Raw genomic sequence first — 19,521 nt, forward strand, 5'->3', positions numbered from 1 at the left:
AGTTCACGTGGAGGCTCATGAATCTCTTGCTTGTTGAGGACGACCTTGACCTCGGCAACGGCGTGCGCATCGCGCTGGCCAATCAAGGCATGGACGTGGTGTGGGTGCGCAGGCTCGAGGACGCTCTGCGCACGCTCGAAGGCGGCACCTTCGACATGGTGCTGCTCGATCTCGGCCTGCCCGACGGCGACGGGCTCGACCTGCTGTTCCGCCTGCGCCGCGACCGCCAGATGCTGCCGGTGCTGGTGCTCAGCGCGCGCGATGCGCTCAACGACAGGCTGCGCAGCCTGGACGACGGGGCCGACGACTACCTGGTGAAGCCCTTCGCGCTGGCCGAGCTGCTGTCGCGTGTGCGTGCGCTCGCGCGCCGCAGCTACGGCTTCAACGACGAGACCATCCGCATGCGCGGCCTGGCGCTGCACGAGCCCACGCGCGGCGTGATCGTCGACGGCGAGCCCGTCGAGCTCTCGCGCTGCGAGTTCGACCTGCTCGCGCTCCTGCTCAAGCGCACCGGCCGAGTGGTCACGCGCCGCGTGATGGAAGAGCAGGTGCTGCCCGGCGGGCAGGCCAACGGCAGCAACTCGCTCGAGGTGCACATCTCCAACCTGCGCAAGAAGATCGGCCAGGGCTACATCCGCACGGTGCGCGGCATCGGCTATGTGATCGACGTGCAATCGCTAGCGCGGAGCACGCAGAAATGATCGAGGCGCTGGCGCGGCGCTGGAAGAACTGGAAACAACCTTCCCTGATGCGGCGCCTGCTGCTCGCGCAGATGGGCGTGGTCGCGCTGCTGTGGACCATGGCCATCGCGCTGCTGCTGTACGACTCCTACGAAGACCCCGAGCTGCTGAAGTTCGACAAGATCTTCCAGACGGTGATGGCCATCGCGAAGAACACGGCCGATCGGCCGGACAAGCAGCAGGAGACCATCGCGGCCTTCGATGCCGCGCTGCTGGAGGCCATCGGCGACGGCGACGGGAGCTCCGACGGTTCGCCGGTCCTGCAGGTCTGGCAGGCCGACAGGCTGGTCTATCGCTCGACGGCCGGTACGCCCGTCATCCTCAATACCCAGCCGAATCGCATCGAAACCGTGAAGGCAGGAGGCCGCGAATGGCGCGCACGCACGCTGGCCTCGCCTGAAGGCGATATCCGCGTCATGCTGGCCGAGCCCAGCGTCTGGCGGCTCACTGTGACGGTGGTGTCCCGCGGCTACTACCTGCTGCCGCTGGTCATCAGCCTGCCGTTCCTGGTGTTTCCGGCCTGGCTTTCGGTGCGTCTCGCGCTGCGGCCATGGCGGCGGGTGAGCCAGGAGACCGCCGAGCGCGGGCCGGCCGACCTCACGCCGCTGTCGTACATGCCGCCGCACAAGGAGCTGCAGCCGCTGGTGCAGAGCATCAACAGCCTGCTGCAGCGGGTGCGCGACAGCACCTCGCGCGAGCGCAGCCTGATCGCCGATGCCGCGCACGAGCTGCGCACGCCGCTGGCCGCGATGCGGGTGAACGTGGAGGCGCTGAAGGAGCAGAGCACCGACGAGCGCCAGCGCGAGCTCATGGGCAACCTGCTGCGCAGCAACGACCGTGCGGCGCGGCTGGTCGGGCAGCTGCTGCAGCTGATGCGCAGCGACGCGGTGTCCGACAGCGCACTGCCCATCATGCTGTCGCTCGACGGACTGGTGCAGGACCGCTTGGCCATGATCGAGAGCCTGGCCAGTGCCCGCGGGATCGAGCTGGAACTCGATTGCGAGGACCGCGTGCCGGTGCTCGGCGAGCGCGAGAGCCTGGTCTCGATGATCGACAACCTCATCAACAACGCGATCAAGTACAGCCCGCCCGGCGGCACGGTGGCCGTGCACGTGTCGCGCGACGGCACGCACGCCGTGCTGACCGTGGCGGACCAGGGCCCCGGCGTGCCGGCGGCGCTGCGCGAGCGGGTGTTCGACCGCTTCTTCCGCAACCCCGACCAGAGCCAGAGCGGCAGCGGGCTGGGGCTGGCCATCGTCAAGTCCGTGGTCGACCGGCATGGCGGGGAGGTGAGGCTCGGCGCGACCGCGAGCGGCGGCCTGCTGGCCACCGTGCGCCTGCCGCTGGCCGTGGCCGATGTGCCGCAGCCGATGCTGTGCAGCTGAGGAAACCTCGTCGGGCGCACGGCCAAAGGGCGAAATGGCCTGGTCAGGTCCGGATCGGGGCTACGAATTACACTATCCGGCGCTGTTTACAGGACTCTTTCCCATGAAGTGGGTCATTCTTGCCATCTTCGCGCTCAGCGCGCTCTACGTTCATTTCCGCGGCCAGGTTCGGCACCGTTTCTTCAGGCAGCTCTCGGATCACTCGACCTTCCTGGCGCCGCTGAACGTCTTCATGTACCTCTTCTCGAAGGTACCGAGCACGCCCTACCTGTCGCCTGCCGAGTTCCCCGAGATGCGCGTGCTCGAGGAAAACTGGGAAGTGATCCGCGAGGAAGCGCTGGCCATGCGCAACGGCGGCAGCATCAAGGCCTCCAGCCAGTTCAACGACGTGGGCTTCAACTCCTTCTTCAAGAGCGGCTGGAAGCGCTTCTACCTGAAGTGGTACGACGATGCGCATCCCTCGGCCGCCGTGCTGTGCCCGCGCACCACCGAGCTGCTGAAGGGCATCGGCACCATCAAGGCCGCGATGTTCGCCGAGCTGCCGCCGGGCAGCCGCCTCGTGCGCCACCGCGACCCCTTCGCCGGCTCGCTGCGCTACCACCTGGGCCTGTGGACGCCGGGCGTCGAGGGCTGCTACATCGACGTGGACGGCCAGCGCTACCACTGGCGCGACGGCGAGGCCGTGGTGTTCGACGAAACCTACATCCACTACGCCGAGAACACGACCGACCACGACCGGGTGATCCTGTTCTGCGACATCGAGCGCCCGCTGAAGTACCGCTGGGCCAGCGCTGTGAACCGCTGGTTCGCGAAGAACCTGCTGGCCGCGGCCGCATCGCCCAACGATGCCGGCGACAAGACCGGCGGCATCAACCGCGCCTTCAAGTACATCTACCAGATCCGCGTGGTCGGCAAGCGCCTCAAGGCCTGGGACAAGCGGGTGTACTACCTCGTGAAGTGGGCCATCTTCGGCGGCCTGGCGCTCTGGATCTTCTGGTAGCCGCCCGAAGAGCGGCGCGCCACGCCGCTGCCTTCAGCGCAGGCGCCCGGCGCTGTCGCCGACCATCTCCGCCAGCGCGTCGGCCACGGCCCTGACGCGCGGCGAGCGCCTCACGTCGGGGTGCACCACGCTCCACACCTCTCGCATCACGGGCCGGCCTTCGCCGGGCACTTCGACGAGCGCGGCGTCGCCGCGCGCCATGAAGTCCGGCAGCATCGCGAGGCCCAGCCCCCCACGGCAGGCGTTGTGCAAGGCAGCCAGGTCGTTGCTGCGCAGCACGAAGGGGCGTGCGCCGGCGATGTCCGCAAGCAGCTGCTGGTGCGGCACGTTGCCAGGCGGATCGCTGTAGCCGAGAAACCGCCAGTCGGCCTGAGGGCGTGCGAGCCACGCCGGCGCGGCATAGAGGCGAAAGGCCAGTTCGCCGAGCTTGCGGGCAGCAAGGCCCGGCTCGGTGGGGCGCATGAAGCGGATGGCGATGTCCGCGTCGCGCCTTTGCAGGTTGGCGCTGCGCAGTTCGCCGACGATGTCCAGCTCGATACCGGGCCATCGATGTGCGTTCGCAGTCCACAGCGGCACGATGAAGTGGCTCGCGAAGGCCGGTGGCGCCGATACGCGGACCGTTCCCTGGCTCGCGGTGTTCGCGGCGGCGGCGCGCGCGAAGGCCAGCACCTCCTGCTCCATCCGTTCGGCGGGCACGAGCAGCGCCTCGCCTTCGGGTGTCAGCGTCCAGCTTCGCGGCAGGCGGTCGAAAAGACGCACGCCGATGTGCGACTCCAGCGCGCCCACCCGTCTTGCGACCGTCGAATGCTCCACGCGCAGCTGCCGTGCCGCACCCGAGAGACTGCCCCCGCGCGCGACGGCCACGAAGAAGCGGACGTCGTCCCAGGAGAGGGAAGCGTGCCCGCCGGGGCAGGGAGCTGGCGATTCATGCACAACGGATGCGAATTTCTGGGGAATGGGCAGGCATTCTGCCCGCCACTATTGTCCGGTGCATCGTTCATCACTTCAAGGAATTCGCACCATGAGCACCCCGTCGATCCCGCAGCATCAACCCGTCATCGCCTACGGGCCACCCGTCTCGCTCGAAGTCGCGCGCCGCGTGGCGACCGCCGCCGAGGCCGAGGCCCGGGCCCACGGCTGGCCGATGGTCATCGCGGTGATGGACAGCGCGGCCAACCTCGTGGTGCTGCACAAGATGGATGACGCGCAGACCGGCAGCGTCGAGATCGCGCAGGCCAAGGCGCGCAGCACCGTGCGCTTCAAGCGGCCGACACGCGTGTTCGAGGAAGCGCTGGCCGCGGGCGGCCTGAACCTGCGCCTGCTGGCCACCGAAGGCGCATGCCCGCTCGAGGGTGGCCTGCCGTTGATGCACGAGGGCCGCCTGGTCGGCGCCATCGGCGTATCGGGCATGCAGTCGACACAGGACGCCCAGGTGGCTGCCGCGGGCGCGCAAGCCGCCTGACTCGACCTGCTGCCTCTCAGGCCCCGGCCAGCACCAGCCGTTCGCGCGTGCTGCGGGCCCAGCAGACGAGCGCCGCGAGCAGCGTGCCGCCGGCCACGTCGATCAGCACATGCTGTCGCGTGGCCAGCGTCGAATAGACGATGCCGAAGGCCCACAGCAGATTGAGCATTCGCACCCATGCCGGGGCGCGCACCTCGCGCAACTGGCGCTCCATCAGCACGGCGGTGAAGACGGCGAACGCGACGTGCAGCGAGGGGAAGGCATTGCCGCCCGCGTCGGCGGTCTTCAGGAACTGCAGCGACGGGTACTGGCTCCAGTCGACCGAGAACGCGGGCACCGTCGTCGGGAAGAGCCAGAACACGGCGAGGCCCGCGCCTGCAATCAGAGCAGCATCGCGAGCGCAGGTCCACAACTGCGCCTTGTCCTTCGCGAGGGCCGGCGCGAGCGAGATGTAGAACCACAGCGAGCCGTAGAGCAGCATCGCGTCGTCGCTCACGCCCACCCAGTGGTCGAGCATCGTGAGCGGCATCACGGTCGGCTCCGAAGACGGGTTGTGCATCACCCAGAAGTAGATGGCGAAGAAGCCCGAGATGCCGACGGTGGTGCCGATCATCTTCACCACCCAGAGCGTGGCGATGCGCCGGCCCAAAGCCTGATACCAGGGAATGCAAGGTGCGGGGGAGGTAGTCGCCGTGCGGGAGTTCATTGGCGTCCCAGCTTATGCAACTGCATTGCGTGAACATTGCGACGCCCGCGAGGGGGGCTCTCCTAGAATGGCCGGCCTTGCTTTCCTCCGCACCCCCATGAGAATCCTGCTCGTCGAAGACGAAGTCGACCTCGCGCAAGCCCTGGCCTCGGCGCTGCGGCAGAACCAGGCGGTGGTCGACGTGGCGGGCTCGCTGCGCGAGGCCGAGGACGCGGCGCTGTCGGCGCAGCACGACGTGATCGTGCTCGACCGTGGCCTGCCCGACGGCGACGGCCTTTCGCTGGTGGCCTTCCTGCGCCAGAACGACATTCCCGCCGCGGTGCTGGTGCTCACCGCGATGACCGACGTGGCCGAGCGCGTGCTGAGCCTGGACGGCGGCGCGGACGACTATCTCGCCAAGCCCTTCTCCATGGACGAGCTCATGGCACGCGTGCGTGCGCTGGCACGGCGTCCCGCGGTGCGCGCGAACCTCGTCATGACGCTGGGGCAGCTGCGCTTCGACCATCACACGCGGCAGGTCCACGTGGGCGACGAGTGCCTCACGCTGCCGCGCCGCGAACTGCTGGTGCTGGAGACATTGCTCGAGCATCGCGGCCGCACCGTGCTGCGCGAGGCCATGCAGGACCGCGTCTACGGCCACGCGGACGACATCCAGTCGAACGCGCTCGACACGCACATCTCGCGGCTGCGCTCCAAGCTCGACAAGGCCGGCGCACAGGTCGAGATCCACGCCATCCGCGGCGTGGGCTACCTGATCTGCGCGGCGCGCCCGGCAGCATGACGACCGCATGAAACAGGGCCGTCTCTCGCTGCTCTCGCTGCGCTGGCAACTGATCTGGAGCCTGATCCTGCTGCAGGTGGTGGTCGGTGCGCTGGTGATGGGCGGTTTTCTGGGCCTCGCCTGGGTGCTGGGGCGCGTGGTCGACGAGACCGGGCAGGAAACCATCAAGGCCATCCAGCGCGCGCTGGTGCATGCGCCCGACGGCAAGCTGGCGATAGAGCCCACGCCGGAAGTGCAGCGCCTGCGCGAGGCCGACCCGCCGTTCTGGTTCGTCGCGCGTGACGCGAAGGGCTCCGAGGTGCGCAACGGCGAGGTGCCGGCCATCTACGCCAGGCTCTTCGATTCTCTCGACGGCATGGAGCGCATGGCCGTCGACCCCGAGAGCGACAACACGCGCCCCAAGGCCCGCTTCGAGCGCGTGGAGACGCGCGCGGGCATGGTGGCCGTGATGACGCAGACCGGCAGCCCGCTGACCGTGAAGAACACGCTCAAGGGCACCGCCATCGCCTTCCTGTTCCTGGTGGCGCCGATGGCGCTGGTGACCTGCCTCGGCGTGATCCTGGCCACGCCTTTCGTCGTCAAGCGCGGCCTCAAGGGCGTGGTGGCCACCGCCGAGCATGCCGAGAGCATCGACGTGCACGAGCGCACCACGCGGCTGCCGCTGGCCAACGTGGCCAGCGAGATCCGTCCGCTGGTCAACGCGGTGAACCGCGCCTTCGACCGGCTCAACGAAGGCTACGACCGGCAGGAGCGCTTCCTGGCCGATGCTGCGCACGAGCTGCGCACGCCCATCACCACGCTGCAGATCCATCTCGAAGGCCTGCAGGAGGGGCCGCTCAAGGTCAAGCTCATGCAGGCCTCAGCGCGCCTGGCCACGCTGGCCGAGCAGCTGCTCGACCTGCAGCGGCTGGACCACGTCGCGGTGCACGACCGGCAGCAGGTCGACCTGAAGGCGCTGTGCGAACGCGTGGCAGGCGACATCGCGCCGCTGGCCATCATGAACCGCTGCACGCTGTCGGTGGAGGCGCCCAAGCCGCTGTGGGTGCGCGGCGATGCGCCCTCGCTGGAGCGCGCGCTGAGCAACCTGATCCAGAACGCCATCGAGCACGGCGGGCAGGGCTGCGACATCCAGGTGCGTCTGTGGGAGCCTTCGGGCTTCGAGGTGCTCGACTCCGGCCCCGGCATTCCCGAAGCCGACCGCGAGCGCGTGGTGGCGCCGTTCCACCGGCTGGTGCCGCGCGGGCGCGGCGCGGGGCTGGGCCTGCATCTGGTGGCCGAAGTGGCGCGCCTGCACGGCGGCCAGCTCACCATCGGGTCGAGCGAGTCGGGCGGGGCGAAGATGCGGCTCGAACTGAACCTGCTGGCCTGACGACCTCTGCACCATGAACCCCATCGACCAGCTCCCGGAACCCTCCAACCTCGCCGGCGCGCAAGCGCTGATCGTGCGTGTGCAGGCCCTGCTCGACGTCCAAGGCCTCACGCTGCGCCCACCTCCGCCCGAGCCCACCACCTGCTGCGGCCGCGGCTGCAATGGCTGCGTGTGGGAGGGGTGGCTGGCGGCGGTGAACTACTGGCGCGACGAAGCGTCCCTGTTGCTCGACGACGGCGTGCCCGAAGCCGAGGCACGCCGCGCCGACTTGCGGTGAGCGAGCTCCGCCGCCTGAGCTCCGATCAGCCGCGCTCTTTCATGCATCTGCGCCACGACGGTCTCGACCCGCGCATCGGGCAGGCGCTCGGTGATGGTCGCGATGGCCAACCCGGCCACGGTGCGGCCGTCGGCCAGGCGGACAGGCACCGCCACAGCGCGCGAGCCGGGCACCACGCCCACGGGCGCATAGGCATAACCGTCGTGGCTCACGCGTACGGCCCGCGCCAGCAGTTCCGCGGGATCGATGCGCAGCGCTTCGAGTCGCCGCACGTTGCGTTCCACCACCTCGGCGGCCTCGGCGGGCGGCAGCGACGCGAGCAGCACGAGGCCACTCACACCCACGCCCAGCGGGCGCCGGGCGCCGATCTCGATCGACAGCACCTTCACCGGAAAGCTGCCTGCCCGCCGGTCGATGCACACCGAGTCGGTGCCGTTGCGGATGGTGAGGAAGGCCGTGTCGCCCAGGCTTTCGCTCAGGTGGCGAAGGTGTGGCTCGGCGATCGCGCGGATGGGAAAGCGGCTCGAGCGCGCCAGCCCCAGCAGCGAGACCTCGCCGCCGACCAGGTAGCGGCGCGTGGCGGGGTCCTGCTCGACCGCGCCTTCTTCCACCAGCACGCGCAGGATGCGGTGCACTGTCGGCCGGTTGAGGCCGGTGTGCGCCACCACGTCGGTCAGGCGCACGCCGCGCTCCTGGCCGGTAGCCAGCACGCGCAGCACCGCAAGCGCGCGGCGCACGCTCTGCGCGCCGGCAGTGCCGGCGTCGGTGCCGTCGATCGAGCTAGACGGCGCCGCCATCCATGACCGCCTTGGGCGTCTGCTGCATGCCGCGCAGCGTGACGATCTCGCCCAGCGTGGCGTAGTTCGGGCCGCCGATGCGGCACACCGGGTCGAGGGCGCGGGTGTCGACCTTGCCGTCGTGCAGCAGGCCGTCGCGGATGTGGAAGGCCGTGACCTCGCCGACGATGAACTCCGCGCCGGTCCGGCCGAAGGAGATCACCTGCTCCAGCCGGCATTCCATGCTGATGGGCGCATCGGCCAGGCGCGGCACCCGCACCGTGGTGCACGGCAGCGTGCCGAGGCCGAGCAGTTCGGTTTCGCTCACGTCGGGCGCGTGCTCCGCGCTGCTCTCGTGGATGGCGACCATCTGCGAGGCGTCTCCGATGTTCACCACGAACTCGCCCAGCGCGTGGATGTTGGCGCCGGTGTCCTTGCGTCGGCCGGCCTTGCGGCCGACGTTCACGCCCAGCATCGGCGGCTTGTTCGACACGAAGGTGAAGCATGAGAACGGTGCGAGGTTGACCACGCCGGCGTCCGACAGCGTGGTGATCCAGGCGATGGGACGCGGCACGACGATGCCGCTCATCAGGCGGTAGGTGGCTTCGGGCGACAGGTCGCCGGCATCGAGAAACATGAGGGAGGCCTTCCTTGGTGGCTGAGGCTGCATTGTCCGCAGCGCGTCGAAGCCGGCGGGCGCGGACTTCTCGAAAACGTCCATCATATGGAACAACGAGGACATATTGCGTTGCAGCATCCGCACCCGGATTCTTAGAGTGCATGGGTGGCCGGTGCACAGCGCAACACACTTGCGGGGCCGGCACGCAAGCAGGAGACAAGACCTTGAAAGAACTCATCGCCACCGCAGCCGTGGCTGTGTGCGCGGCCTTCGCGCCCGCAATCGCATCGGCTCAGGCCGGCTGGCCCGACAGACCCGTGAAGCTGGTGTTGCCCTACCCGCCGGGAGGCAACGTCGATGGCGCCGCGCGCATCATCAGCGAGCAGCTGCAGGCTGCGTTCAAGCAGCCTTTCATCGTGGACAACCGCCCAGGTGCGGGCGGCATGATCGCCGCCGAGTACGTGGCCAAGTCCGCGCCCGACGGCTACACCTTCTTCATGGGCGCGAACGGCCCGATCCTGTTCTCGCCGACCATCTTCAAGCGCAACGCCTACGACTGGAAGAAGGATTTCACGCCGGTCAGCTCTGTGTCGTTCACGCCGCTGGTGCTGCAGGTGCATCCCTCCACTCCCTACAAGACGGTGGCCGATCTGGTCGCGGAAGGGAAGAAGCCCGGCAACACGCTGACCATGGCTTCGCCCGGCGCCGGCACGCAGAACCATCTGGTGAGCGAGTACCTGCAGCGCGAAAGCGGCGCGCACTGGACCACGGTGCACTACAAGGGCAATGCGCCCGCCACCACCGACCTGCTGGGCGGCCAGGTGCAGTTCAACTTCGACCAGATATCGGTGGCCGGCCCGTTCATCCAGCAGGGCCGAACGCGCGCGCTCGCGGTGACGTCGCCCAAGCGGCTGCCGCAGCTGCCCGACGTGCCGACGCTGCAGGAGGCCGGCTTCAAGGACTTCAGCACCGAAACTTTTACCGGCGTTCTCGCGCCGCAGGGCACGCCTAAGGAGATCGTCGCGCGGCTGTCGGCCGCGCTGCAGAAGATCCTGGCCGACGAGGCCGTGCGCGCCCGCTTCCAGACGCTGGGCTCCGAGGCCCGCGGCAGTTCGCCCGAGCAGTTCGCGCGCTTCCTGGCCAAGGAAGACGCGCGCTGGATGCCGGTCATCAAGCAATCCAACATTTCCGCCGAATGAGCACGCCCAACTCACCCACCGCCGCCCTCGGGCGCGCCGCCCCCGCCGCGCGCACCAGCGTGTATGTCGACGGCTTCGGCCACAAGAACCCGATTCCCGCGGCCTGCCGCGTGGGGCCGCTGCTCGAGAGCGGCAGCATCCAGGGCAACGACCCGGCCACCGGCAAGCCCGCCGAGACCATCGAGGCGCAGTGCCGCTTCATGCTCGACAACGTCCGCCGCATCGTGGAGGCGGCCGGCGGCGGCACGCAGGACATCGTCAAGCTCACCGTGTGGATGAAGGACCGCAGCCAGCGGCCCGCACTCAACGTGCCCTGGCTCGAGATGTTCCCCGATGCCGCCTCGCGGCCGGCGCGCCACGCCATCGTCGCGCCCGAGCTCGACATGGGCAAGCTCATCGAATGCAGCTTCACCGCCTGGATCGCCTGAGCGCCTGCCTCTCCTGTTTCCACGCCCCGAAGAACCATGCCCGACTACCTTCCTTTCGACCCCCATCCGCGCGCGCCCGTGCCGCTGCCGCCGCCGCTGTCATGCGACAGCCAGTTCCACGTCTTCGGCCCGCGCGAGCAATATCCGGTGCGGCCCAATGCCGCCTATGAAATGCCCACTGCCACCTGGCAGGTGGCGCAGCGGCTGCACGCCACGCTCGGCATCGCACGTGGCGTGATCGTGCAGGCCACCACCTATGGCGCCGACCACACGGTGGTGCTCGATGCGCTCGAGGGCCTCAACGCCGGCGGCCCGCGCCGCTACATGGGCTGTGCCAACGCGGCAGTGCTGACCGAGCGCGACGACGCCTACCTGCAGAAGCTGCACGACGCCGGCGTGCGCGGCGCGCGCTTCACCCGCGGCGGCCTCGGCATCAGCCTGAGCGCGGCCGAGCAGGCGCGTGCCTTCGCCCGAGTCAAGGAGCTCGGCTGGTATGTCAAGGTGCAGCCCGAGCCCGACGGCATCGCGGCACAGCTCGCGACCTTCGAGGCGCTCGACGTGCCGGTGCTGCTCGACCACATGGGCCGCGCCGACCCTTCGCGCGGCGACGGCGACCCGAGCCTCGCGCGCATGCTCGAGCTTTTCGAGCGCGGCAACTTCTGGGTGATGCTGTCGTTGTCCGAGAAGATCTCCAAGACCGGCGCGCCCTGGGACGACGTGGTGCCGCTGGCGCGCCGCCTGATCGAGGCCGCGCCCGATCGCTGCGTCTGGGGCAGCGACTGGCCGCACCCTGTGTCGATGAAGCAGCCGCCCAACGAGGGCGCGCTGCTCGAGCTGCTCTACCGCTTCACGCCCGACGCCGCCACGCGGCAGAAGGTTCTTGTCGACAACCCCGCCCGCTTCTTCGGATTCGAGACCGCATGAAACTCATCAGCTATCTGCACGGCGGCTCTTCCCGCTGGGGCTGCGTCGTCGGCGACGGCGTGATCGACCTCGGCCGGCGCCTGCCGGCCTTCGCGTCGGTATCCGCGCTGCTGGCCGGCGGCGAAGCCGCGCTGGCCCAGGCCCGCGCCGCGGCCGAAGGAGCCCTGGCCGACCACGCGCTGGCCGATGTGCGCTTCGAACTGCCCATCGCCCGGCCGCGCCGCGTGTTCTGCATCGGCGTGAACTACGCGCACCGCAACGCCGAATACAAGGACGGCAGCGACTTGCCGAAGTACCCCAGCATCTTCATGCGCGTGGCCGAATCCTTCGCGGGCCACGGCGAGCCGCTGCTGCAGCCGCTCGAATCGACGCAGCTCGATTACGAGGGCGAGATCGCCATCGTCATCGGCCGCCGCGCGCGCCGCGTGAACGGCGACGAGGCCCTCGCCTGCATCGCCGGTGTGACCTGCATGAACGAAGGCACCATCCGCGACTGGGTGCACCACGCCAAGTTCAACGTGACGCAAGGCAAGAACTTCAACGCCTCCGGCAGCATCGGCCCCTGGATCGTCACCGCCGACGAATTCCCGCAGGGCTTCGGCGCGCTGCGCGTGAGCACACGCGTCAACGGCGAGCAGCGCCAGGACGACACCACCGAGAACCTGATGTTCGACTTCGCCTACCTGGTGCACTACCTGTCGACCTTCACCACCCTGGAGCCCGGCGACATCATCGCCACCGGCACGCCGACCGGCGCGGGCATCCGCTTCGACCCACCCCGGTTCCTCAAGCCGGGCGACGTGGTCGAGGTCGAAGTCAGCGGCGTGGGCGTGCTGCGCAACGTGGTGCGTGCAGAGGAGGCGGTGCAATGAGCCTCGATGCCACCACCCTGTCTCAGGCCGCCGAGCGGCTGGAGCAGGCGCAACTCTCGCGCCGGGCTTGCCGCCAGTTCTCGCTCGACCATCCGGACATGACCATCGACGACGCCTACGCCATCCAGCACGCGTGGATGCAGCTCAAGCTGCGCAATGGCCGCACGCTCAAGGGCCACAAGATCGGACTCACCTCCAAGGCCATGCAGCGCGCGGTGAACATCGCCGAGCCCGACTACGGCGCGCTGCTCGACGACATGTTCTACCGCGACGGCGCGGTGATCCCGACCGAGCGCTTCCTGCAGCTGAAGATCGAGGCCGAGCTGGCCTTCGTGCTGGCGCGTCCGCTGACGGGGCCCGACTGCACGCTGTTCGACGTGCTCGACGCCACGGCCTACGTGACGCCCGCTCTGGAGATCCTCGACGCGCGCATCCAGCGCGTCGACCCCGACACCGGGCGCACGCGCAACGTGCTCGACACCATTTCCGACAACGCCGCCAATGCCGCGCTGGTGCTGGGCGGGCGGCCGTTCAAGCCCGCGCTGGTCGATGCCGACATGCGGCGCATCGGCGCCATCGTGAGCCGCAATGGCGAGGTGGAGGAGACCGGCCTGGCCGCCGGCGTGCTCAACCATCCAGCCCACGGCGTCGCGTGGCTGGCCAATCGGCTGCATCGCTTCGGCGTGTCGCTGGAAGCGGGCCAGGTGATCCTGGCGGGCTCTTTCATCCGGCCGATCGAGGTCGGCAAGGGCGATACGGTGGTGGCCGACTATGGCGAATTCGGCACCGTGTCGTGCCACTTCGGATGAACGCCATGCCGGTGCTTCCCAATCACTTCAAGCGCGCGCTCGCGGCCGGCGTGCCGCAGATCGGGCTGTGGTCCACGCTGCCCGACCCGTACGTGTCGGAGATCGTCGCGGGCGCGGGCTTCGACTGGGTGCTGCTCGACACCGAGCACACGCCCACCGACGTGCCCCACATGCTGCACCAGCTGCAGGCGGTGAGCGCCGCGGTGCCGGCCGACGCCGCGCGACGCACGTCGGCGGTGGTGCGGCCCGACTGGAACGACACCGTGCTCATCAAGCGCTACCTCGACATCGGCGCGCAGAGCCTGCTGCTGCCCTTCGTGCAGGACGCGGAGCAGGCGCGCTCGGCGGTGCGCGCCACGCGCTATGCCCCGGGCGGCGTGCGCGGCATGGGCGGCTCGACGCGGGCGTCGAACTTCGGGCGCATCGGCGACTATGTGAAGACCGCGCAGGACGAACTGTGCGTGCTGGTGCAGGTGGAAACCGGCGAGGCGCTCGATCAGCTGGACGCGATCCTCGAGGTCGAGGGCATCGACGGCGTCTTCATCGGGCCGGCCGACCTGTCGGCGAGCCTGGGCCACCCAGGCGACCCCGGCCATCCGACGGTGAAGCGCGCCATCGACGATGCGATCCGCCGCATCCGTGCCGCCGGCAAGGCGCCCGGCATCCTGATGCTCGACGACGCGCGGGCGCGCGAGTGCCTGGACCTGGGCGCGCTCTTCGTGGCGGTGGCTATGGACCTGCAGATCCTGGCGCGCGGCGCCGAAGCGGCGGCGGCGCGTTTCCGCGACGGCGCGCAGGCGGCACGCTCGGCGCGGCCGGCATACTGAAGGCGCGGCGGCACGGGGCCGCCCGCCGCTCACTGGTTCTGCGACCCGCGGTGCGCCCAGCCGGTGGTGTGCTTCTCGACCACGCTGAAGAGTTCATACATCAGCATCGCCATCGCGCCCACCACCATCAGGCCCGCGAAGGCCAGGCCCATCTGCATGGCCGAGCCGGCCGAGATCAGCAGGTAGCCGATGCCTTCGTTGGCCGCCGTCATCTCGCTGACGGTGGTGCCCACGAAGGCCAGCGTGATCGCCACCTTCAGCGAGCCGAAGAAGTAGGGCATGGAGCGCGGCAGGCCGATCTTCATGAGCACGTCCCAGCGCTTCGCGCCGAGCACGCGCAGCACGTCTTCGAGCTCGGGCTCGAGCGTGGCGAGGCCGGTCGCGATGTTGACCATGATCGGGAAGAAGCTGATCAGGAAGGCCGTGAGGATCGCCGGCCCGATGCCGATGCCGAACCAGACGACCAGGATCGGCACGAAGGCCGCCTTGGGCAGCGCGTTGAAGGCCGTCATCAGCGGGTAGATCGCCGCGTACGCGATGCGCGAGCTGCCGATCACGAAGCCCAGCAGCACACCCACCACGATCGCGAGGCCGAAGCCCGCCATGGTGACCCAGAAGGTGCGCCACGCGTGGCCGGCGATGACTTCCTTGAATTCCCAGAACTGGTTCCAGATGCGCCACGGGCTGGGGAAGATGAAGTCCGAGACCTCGAAGGCCGAGCAGATGATCTGCCACAGCAGGATCACCGCCACGAGCAGCAGCCAGGGCGACCAGCGTTCGATTTGCTTGGTGTTTCTCATGTGGTCCCGTGCGCCCTCAGTGGGAAACAGCCGCGGCCGACTGGGCGGCGCTCGCGCCGGTGTTCCGGATCGCGCCGATGTGCCCGCGCAGCTCCAGCACGATGTCGGTGAACTCCTTCGTGTAGGTGAGTTCGAGCTCGCGCGGGCGCGGCAGGTCGATCTCGCGCTTGACCACGAAGCGACCCGGGCTCTTGCTCATCACGTACACCGTGTCGGCCAGGAACACCGATTCGCGCAGGTCGTGCGTGACCAGGATCACGTTGAACTGCTGCTCGGTCCAGAGGTCGCGCAGGATGCACCACAGCTCCTCGCGCGTGAAGGCGTCGAGCGCGCCGAAGGGCTCGTCGAGCAGCAGCATCTTGGGCTCGTGGATGAGCGCGCGGCAGATGCTCGCGCGCTGCTGCATGCCGCCCGAGAGCTGCCACGGGAACTTGTCCTCGTAGCCGCCCAGACCCACCTTCTGCAGCAGGCGGCGGGCGCGTTCCTCGTATTCCTTGCGCCTGGCCTTGAAGCTGGAACGGTAGGGCTCGACGATCTCCAGCGGCAGCAGCACGTTGTCGACCGTGGTGCGCCACGGCAGCAGCGAGGGCGCCTGGAAGGCCATGCCCGAGATCTTCAGCGGCCCCGTCACCGGCTGGCCGTCGATGCGGATCTTGCCCATCGACGGCATCTTCAGCCCGGTGGTGAGCTTCATGAAGGTCGACTTGCCGCAGCCCGAAGGCCCGACGATGGCGATGAATTCGCCGCGCTTCACCTTGAGGTCGATGGCCTCGACCGCGAAGTGGTTGGCGCGCAGCAGCTCCTCGTTGTAGGCGAGCCAGACGTCCTGGAAGTCGACGAAGGGTGCGACGAAGGGAGCTGGGGCCGCGTCCTGCGATGCGGCTGCCATCACTTCTTCAGGATGTTCAGTTCGGCCGCGGGCGGCAGCAGCGCGGCGGTCCACACCGCGTCGGGGCTCACGCGCGTCTTGGTGTTGAAGGCGTCCGACACCTGCGAGGCCATCAGCGACATGCGGCCCGCGTTGACCGCGCCGAAACCCTCGGCGCGCGCGTCGGCGCTGTTGATGACGGTGTCGATGGCCAGCTGCAGGCGGCGCGTCTCGAGCTTGCTGTCGATGATGCCGTCGCGCGCCTTCACCGATTCGATGGCCACCGCGGGGTTGGCGATGACTTCCTTCGCGCCCTTGGCGAAGGCCGAGAGGAATTTCTTCACCGCCTCGGGGTTCTCCTTGATGAGCTTGGGCGAGGCGATGATGACGTTGCCGTACAGCTTCACGCCGTAGTCGGGGTAGGGGAGGATCACCACGTCGGCCGTCTTGGCGCCGCGTGCTTCCAGGTTGAGCAGCGAGGTGAACGTGAAGCCGGTGATGGCGTCGATGTCGCCGCGCATCAGCATGGTCTCGCGCAGCGTCGGGTCCATGGCGGTCCAGTTGACGGCGCCGATGTTGTTGGCCTTGGCGAAGATCGGGAAGGCGCGGCGGCCCGCGTCGAACACCGGCGCGCCGAGCTTCTTGCCGGTGAGGTCGGAAGGCTTGGTGATGCCGCTCTTCTTGAGCGTCATGACCGAGGCCGGCGTGTTGTTGTAGACCATCATCACCGCGACCGGCTTGTTGGGGCTGTCGGGGTTGTTGGCGTGGAACTCCATCAGCGCCGCGAGGTCGGCGAAGCCCATGTCGTAGGCGCCCGAGGCCACGCGCGTGACCGTGCCGCCCGAGCCGTTGCCCGCGTCGATGGTCACGTCGAGGCCTGCGGCCTTGAAGTAGCCCTTGGCGGCGGGATGCAGGAACAGCGCCGCCGGTCCCTCGAAGCGCCAGTCGAGCTGGAACTTGATCGGCGTCGGGCTCTGTGCAAAGGCCGGTGCAAGGCCGAAGCTGATGGCCGAGGCGGCGAGGAAGGACTGGAGCAGTTGGCGCTTGTTCATGCGGAGATCGATCCGTTGGATGAAAGGGGATTGAATGCTTCTGCATTCAAGCAAAAACGGTGCCCGCACGTGATTGGTGCGAACCCTTCCTCGTGGATCGAAGCAGTGCGCGGGCGGCGCGATCTGCACCCGCTCAATGCAAAAACGCGGCCTAGGCCGCGTTTTGAAGCACCGAAAGTGGGATTTCCTCCCGCTGGACTGCCTTCCTGCTTACTTGTCGACCGTCACCTTCGCCACCGCCAGCGCCGTCATGTTGATGATGCGGCGCACCGTCGACGAAGGCGTGAGCACATGGGCCGAGCTCGCGGCGCCCAGCAGCACCGGGCCGACCGTGATGCCGTTGGCGCCGGTCATCTTCAGCACGTTGTAGAGGATGTGGGCCGAATCGAGGTTGGGGCACACGAGCAGGTTGGCCTCGCCGCTGAGCGTGGTCTCGGGCAGGGCGGTGCGGCGGATTTCCTCCGAAAGCGCCGCGTCGCCGTGCATCTCGCCGTCGCATTCGATGTCGGGTGCCATCTGCGCGAACAGGTCGCGCGCCAGCCGCATCTTGCGGGCCGACGAGCGGCTCGACGTGCCGTAGTTCGAGTGCGACAGGAAGGCCACCTTCGGCGGCAGGCCGAAGCGGCGCACTTCCTCGGCGGCCATCATCGCGATGCTGGCGAGCAGCTCGGCGCTGGGGTCTTCGTTGACGTTGGTGTCGGTGATGAACACCGTGCGCTTGTCGAGCGTGAGGGCGTTCAGCGTCGCGAAGCCCGGCGCGCCGCGCTTCAGGCCGATCAGGTTGCGGATGTGCTCCAGGTGCACGTCGAAGCGTCCGACCAGGCCGCAGATCATGGCGTCGGCGTCGCCCAGGTGCATCATGAGCGCGGCGATGGTGGTGTTCGAGCGGCGCACCATGGTCTTGGCGGCCTCCGGCGTCACGCCGCGGCGGCCCATGATCTTGTGGAAGCTCTCCCAGTAGGTGCGGAAGCGCGGATCGTCCTCGGGGTTGACGATCTCGAAGTCGACGCCTGCGCGGATGTGCAGGCCGGCCTTCTTGATGCGCGCCTCGATCACCGCGGGGCGGCCCACCAGGATCGGCTTGGCCAGGCCTTCGTCCACGGCCCATTGGGCGGCGCGCAGCACGCGCTCGTCCTCGCCCTCGGCGTACGCCACGCGCTTGGCGGTGGCGATCTTGGCGGCGCTGAACACCGGGCGCATGAACATGCCGGTCTGGTAGACGAAGCGCGTCAGGTGCTGGCGGTAGGCGTCCATGTCCTCGATCGGGCGCGTGGCCACGCCCGAGGCTGCGGCCGCCTTGGCCACGGCCGGCGCGATGCGCAGGATCAGGCGCGAGTCGAAGGGCTTGGGAATGATGTAGTCGGGGCCGAAGGCCAGCTCCTGGCCGGCGTAGGCGGTGGCAACCTCCTCGCTGATGTCGGCCTTGGTGAGCTCGGCGATCTCCCTCACGCAGGCCAGCTTCATCTCTTCCGTGATCTTGCTCGCCCCGCAGTCGAGCGCGCCGCGGAAGATGTACGGGAAGCACAGGACGTTGTTGACCTGGTTCGGGTAGTCCGAACGGCCGGTGGCGATGATGCAGTCAGGCCGCACGGCCTTGGCCAGCTCGGGGCGGATCTCGGGCTCGGGGTTGGCCAGCGCCAGGATGATGGGCTGGGCGGCCATGGTCTTGACCATCTCGGCGGTCATCACGCCCGGGGCCGAGCAGCCCAGGAACACATCGGCGTCCTTCACCACGTCGGCCAGGGTGCGGGCGCCGGTGTCTTTCTGGGCGTAGCGTGCCTTGGATTCGTCGAAACCGCCCGCGCGGCCCATGTAGATCAGGCCCTTGGAGTCGCAGGCGTGGATGTTGGCGGGCTTGGCGCCCAGGCCGACCATCACGTCGAGGCAGGCGATGGCTGCGGCGCCCGCGCCCGAGACGGCGATCTTCACTTCCTCGATCTTCTTGCCCACCAGCTCCAGGCCGTTGATGAGCGCGGCGGCCGAGATGATGGCCGTGCCGTGCTGGTCGTCGTGGAACACGGGGATGTTCATGCGCTCGCGCAGCTTCTTCTCGATGTAGAAGCACTCGGGCGCCTTGATGTCCTCGAGGTTGATGCCGCCCAGCGTGGGCTCCAGCGCCGCGATGATGTCGACCAGCTTGTCGGGGTCGCGCTCTGCCAGCTCGATGTCGAACACGTCGATTCCGGCGAATTTCTTAAACAGGCAGCCCTTGCCTTCCATCACCGGCTTGGCGGCCAGCGGGCCGATGTCGCCCAGGCCGAGCACGGCGGTGCCGTTGGTGACGACGCCCACGAGGTTGCCGCGGGCGGTGTATTCGGAGGCCGTCGCCGGGTCGGCGGCGATGTCGAGACAGGGATAGGCCACGCCGGGCGAGTAGGCCAGCGACAGGTCGCGCTGGTTCAGCAGGGGCTTGGTCGGGGTGATCGAGATCTTGCCCTTGACGGGCGATCGGTGGTATTCGCGCGCTGCCTCGCGAAGTGCTTCTTCTGCGGGGGAAAGGGGTGCAGCCATGAAGGTCTCCTTGTTTCTGACGGGCAATGAGGCTACCGCAAAAGCGGGGCCTCTTCTTACTGGGGAAATGCCGAAAACGCCTGAATCCATAGCTTCTGGCGGATATGGCGGGGTTC

The 19,521-nt window shown here is 68.6% G+C and carries 21 protein-coding genes; 13 read left to right on the forward strand and 8 right to left on the reverse strand.

Annotated elements, in window-relative coordinates; all coding sequences use genetic code 11:
* Positions 1–17: 17 nt before the first annotated feature.
* The 3 genes from ACTJLF_RS20600 (at position 18) to lpxO (ending at position 3,125) form a co-directional block, all read left to right on the forward strand.
* Positions 18–701, forward strand: coding sequence for a response regulator (locus tag ACTJLF_RS20600; protein WP_019656979.1), 684 nt, complete (start codon positions 18–20; stop codon positions 699–701).
* On the forward strand, positions 698–2,125 hold the full coding sequence (locus ACTJLF_RS20605; protein WP_440883830.1) for a sensor histidine kinase: 1,428 nt from the start codon (positions 698–700) through the stop codon (positions 2,123–2,125). Before ACTJLF_RS20600 ends, ACTJLF_RS20605 begins: the two co-directional genes overlap by 4 nt.
* Positions 2,126–2,228: 103 nt before the next feature.
* Positions 2,229–3,125, forward strand: coding sequence for a lipid A hydroxylase LpxO (gene lpxO, locus ACTJLF_RS20610; protein ID WP_019656981.1), 897 nt, complete (start codon positions 2,229–2,231; stop codon positions 3,123–3,125).
* A 33-nt stretch (positions 3,126–3,158) separates the two neighbouring features.
* Here lpxO and ACTJLF_RS20615 read toward each other — a convergent pair whose 3' ends face one another.
* Complete coding sequence (locus ACTJLF_RS20615; protein ID WP_145761952.1) at positions 3,159–4,058, reverse strand: LysR family transcriptional regulator; 900 nt, start codon at positions 4,056–4,058, stop codon at positions 3,159–3,161.
* Between the two features lie 88 nt (positions 4,059–4,146).
* Here ACTJLF_RS20615 and ACTJLF_RS20620 point away from each other — a divergent pair, with 88 nt between their 5' ends.
* Positions 4,147–4,587, forward strand: a complete 441-nt coding sequence (locus ACTJLF_RS20620; protein ID WP_145761953.1) for a GlcG/HbpS family heme-binding protein — start codon at positions 4,147–4,149, stop codon at positions 4,585–4,587.
* A 16-nt stretch (positions 4,588–4,603) separates the two neighbouring features.
* On the opposite strand, the gene ACTJLF_RS20625 is transcribed toward ACTJLF_RS20620, so the two are convergent.
* Positions 4,604–5,293, reverse strand: a complete 690-nt coding sequence (locus ACTJLF_RS20625) for a phosphatase PAP2 family protein (RefSeq protein ID WP_440883831.1) — start codon at positions 5,291–5,293, stop codon at positions 4,604–4,606.
* Between the two features lie 97 nt (positions 5,294–5,390).
* On the opposite strand from ACTJLF_RS20625, the gene ACTJLF_RS20630 reads away from it, so the two are divergent.
* From ACTJLF_RS20630 to ACTJLF_RS20640, 3 genes are read left to right on the forward strand one after another with little or no spacing between them, the layout of a single operon-like run.
* Positions 5,391–6,074 (forward strand): response regulator, encoded by a 684-nt coding sequence (locus ACTJLF_RS20630; protein ID WP_126183277.1) that lies wholly within the window; start codon positions 5,391–5,393, stop codon positions 6,072–6,074.
* A gap of 7 nt (positions 6,075–6,081) precedes the next feature.
* Positions 6,082–7,443 (forward strand): sensor histidine kinase, encoded by a 1,362-nt coding sequence (locus tag ACTJLF_RS20635; protein ID WP_019656986.1) that lies wholly within the window; start codon positions 6,082–6,084, stop codon positions 7,441–7,443.
* A gap of 13 nt (positions 7,444–7,456) precedes the next feature.
* Positions 7,457–7,720, forward strand: coding sequence for an oxidoreductase-like domain-containing protein (locus tag ACTJLF_RS20640; protein WP_440883832.1), 264 nt, complete (start codon positions 7,457–7,459; stop codon positions 7,718–7,720).
* On the opposite strand, the gene ACTJLF_RS20645 is transcribed toward ACTJLF_RS20640, so the two are convergent.
* Both ACTJLF_RS20645 and ACTJLF_RS20650 read right to left on the reverse strand, forming a co-directional pair.
* Entirely contained in the window at positions 7,642–8,517 is an 876-nt protein-coding gene (locus ACTJLF_RS20645; RefSeq protein WP_440883833.1) for an IclR family transcriptional regulator, read from the reverse strand. The two genes, ACTJLF_RS20640 and ACTJLF_RS20645, sit on opposite strands and share 79 nt — an antisense overlap.
* The gene (locus ACTJLF_RS20650) at positions 8,501–9,133 is read right to left on the reverse strand and encodes a flavin reductase family protein (protein WP_126183280.1); all 633 of its coding nucleotides are present in this window, start codon (positions 9,131–9,133) and stop codon (positions 8,501–8,503) included. The genes ACTJLF_RS20645 and ACTJLF_RS20650 overlap by 17 nt, the downstream gene beginning before the upstream one ends.
* A gap of 206 nt (positions 9,134–9,339) precedes the next feature.
* On the opposite strand from ACTJLF_RS20650, the gene ACTJLF_RS20655 reads away from it, so the two are divergent.
* The 6 genes from ACTJLF_RS20655 to ACTJLF_RS20680 are packed head-to-tail and all read left to right on the forward strand — an operon-like array spanning position 9,340 to position 14,174.
* On the forward strand, positions 9,340–10,314 hold the full coding sequence (locus tag ACTJLF_RS20655) for a Bug family tripartite tricarboxylate transporter substrate binding protein (RefSeq protein WP_440883834.1): 975 nt from the start codon (positions 9,340–9,342) through the stop codon (positions 10,312–10,314).
* A complete protein-coding gene (locus ACTJLF_RS20660) occupies positions 10,311–10,742 on the forward strand; it encodes a RidA family protein (RefSeq protein WP_019656991.1) in 432 nt (143 codons plus the stop codon). The genes ACTJLF_RS20655 and ACTJLF_RS20660 overlap by 4 nt, the downstream gene beginning before the upstream one ends.
* Before the next feature lie 36 nt (positions 10,743–10,778).
* Positions 10,779–11,666: an amidohydrolase family protein gene (locus tag ACTJLF_RS20665; protein ID WP_354422458.1), complete on the forward strand. Its 888-nt coding sequence runs from the start codon at positions 10,779–10,781 to the stop codon at positions 11,664–11,666.
* Complete coding sequence (locus tag ACTJLF_RS20670) at positions 11,663–12,538, forward strand: fumarylacetoacetate hydrolase family protein (RefSeq protein WP_440883835.1); 876 nt, start codon at positions 11,663–11,665, stop codon at positions 12,536–12,538. Before ACTJLF_RS20665 ends, ACTJLF_RS20670 begins: the two co-directional genes overlap by 4 nt.
* A complete protein-coding gene (gene hpaH / locus ACTJLF_RS20675; protein ID WP_019656994.1) occupies positions 12,535–13,347 on the forward strand; it encodes a 2-oxo-hept-4-ene-1,7-dioate hydratase in 813 nt (270 codons plus the stop codon). The genes ACTJLF_RS20670 and hpaH overlap by 4 nt, the downstream gene beginning before the upstream one ends.
* 5 nt (positions 13,348–13,352) lie before the next feature.
* Positions 13,353–14,174 carry an HpcH/HpaI aldolase family protein gene (locus ACTJLF_RS20680; RefSeq protein ID WP_440883836.1) on the forward strand — a complete coding sequence of 274 codons (822 nt, stop codon included), beginning with the start codon at positions 13,353–13,355 and terminating at the stop codon, positions 14,172–14,174.
* Between the two features lie 29 nt (positions 14,175–14,203).
* On the opposite strand, the gene ACTJLF_RS20685 is transcribed toward ACTJLF_RS20680, so the two are convergent.
* From ACTJLF_RS20685 to ACTJLF_RS20700, 4 genes are all read right to left on the reverse strand, one after another.
* On the reverse strand, positions 14,204–14,974 hold the full coding sequence (locus ACTJLF_RS20685; protein ID WP_019656996.1) for an ABC transporter permease: 771 nt from the start codon (positions 14,972–14,974) through the stop codon (positions 14,204–14,206).
* Positions 14,975–14,990: 16 nt separating this feature from the next.
* Positions 14,991–15,863 carry an ABC transporter ATP-binding protein gene (locus tag ACTJLF_RS20690; RefSeq protein WP_440883837.1) on the reverse strand — a complete coding sequence of 291 codons (873 nt, stop codon included), beginning with the start codon at positions 15,861–15,863 and terminating at the stop codon, positions 14,991–14,993.
* On the reverse strand, positions 15,863–16,894 hold the full coding sequence (locus ACTJLF_RS20695; RefSeq protein ID WP_019656998.1) for an ABC transporter substrate-binding protein: 1,032 nt from the start codon (positions 16,892–16,894) through the stop codon (positions 15,863–15,865). Before ACTJLF_RS20695 ends, ACTJLF_RS20690 begins: the two co-directional genes overlap by 1 nt.
* Positions 16,895–17,104: 210 nt before the next feature.
* Positions 17,105–19,405 (reverse strand): NADP-dependent malic enzyme, encoded by a 2,301-nt coding sequence (locus tag ACTJLF_RS20700; RefSeq protein ID WP_019656999.1) that lies wholly within the window; start codon positions 19,403–19,405, stop codon positions 17,105–17,107.
* Positions 19,406–19,521 lie beyond the last annotated feature (116 nt).

The organism is Variovorax sp. 22077 (genome assembly GCF_052044195.1).
Classification (GTDB): domain Bacteria; phylum Pseudomonadota; class Gammaproteobacteria; order Burkholderiales; family Burkholderiaceae_C; genus Variovorax; species Variovorax atrisoli.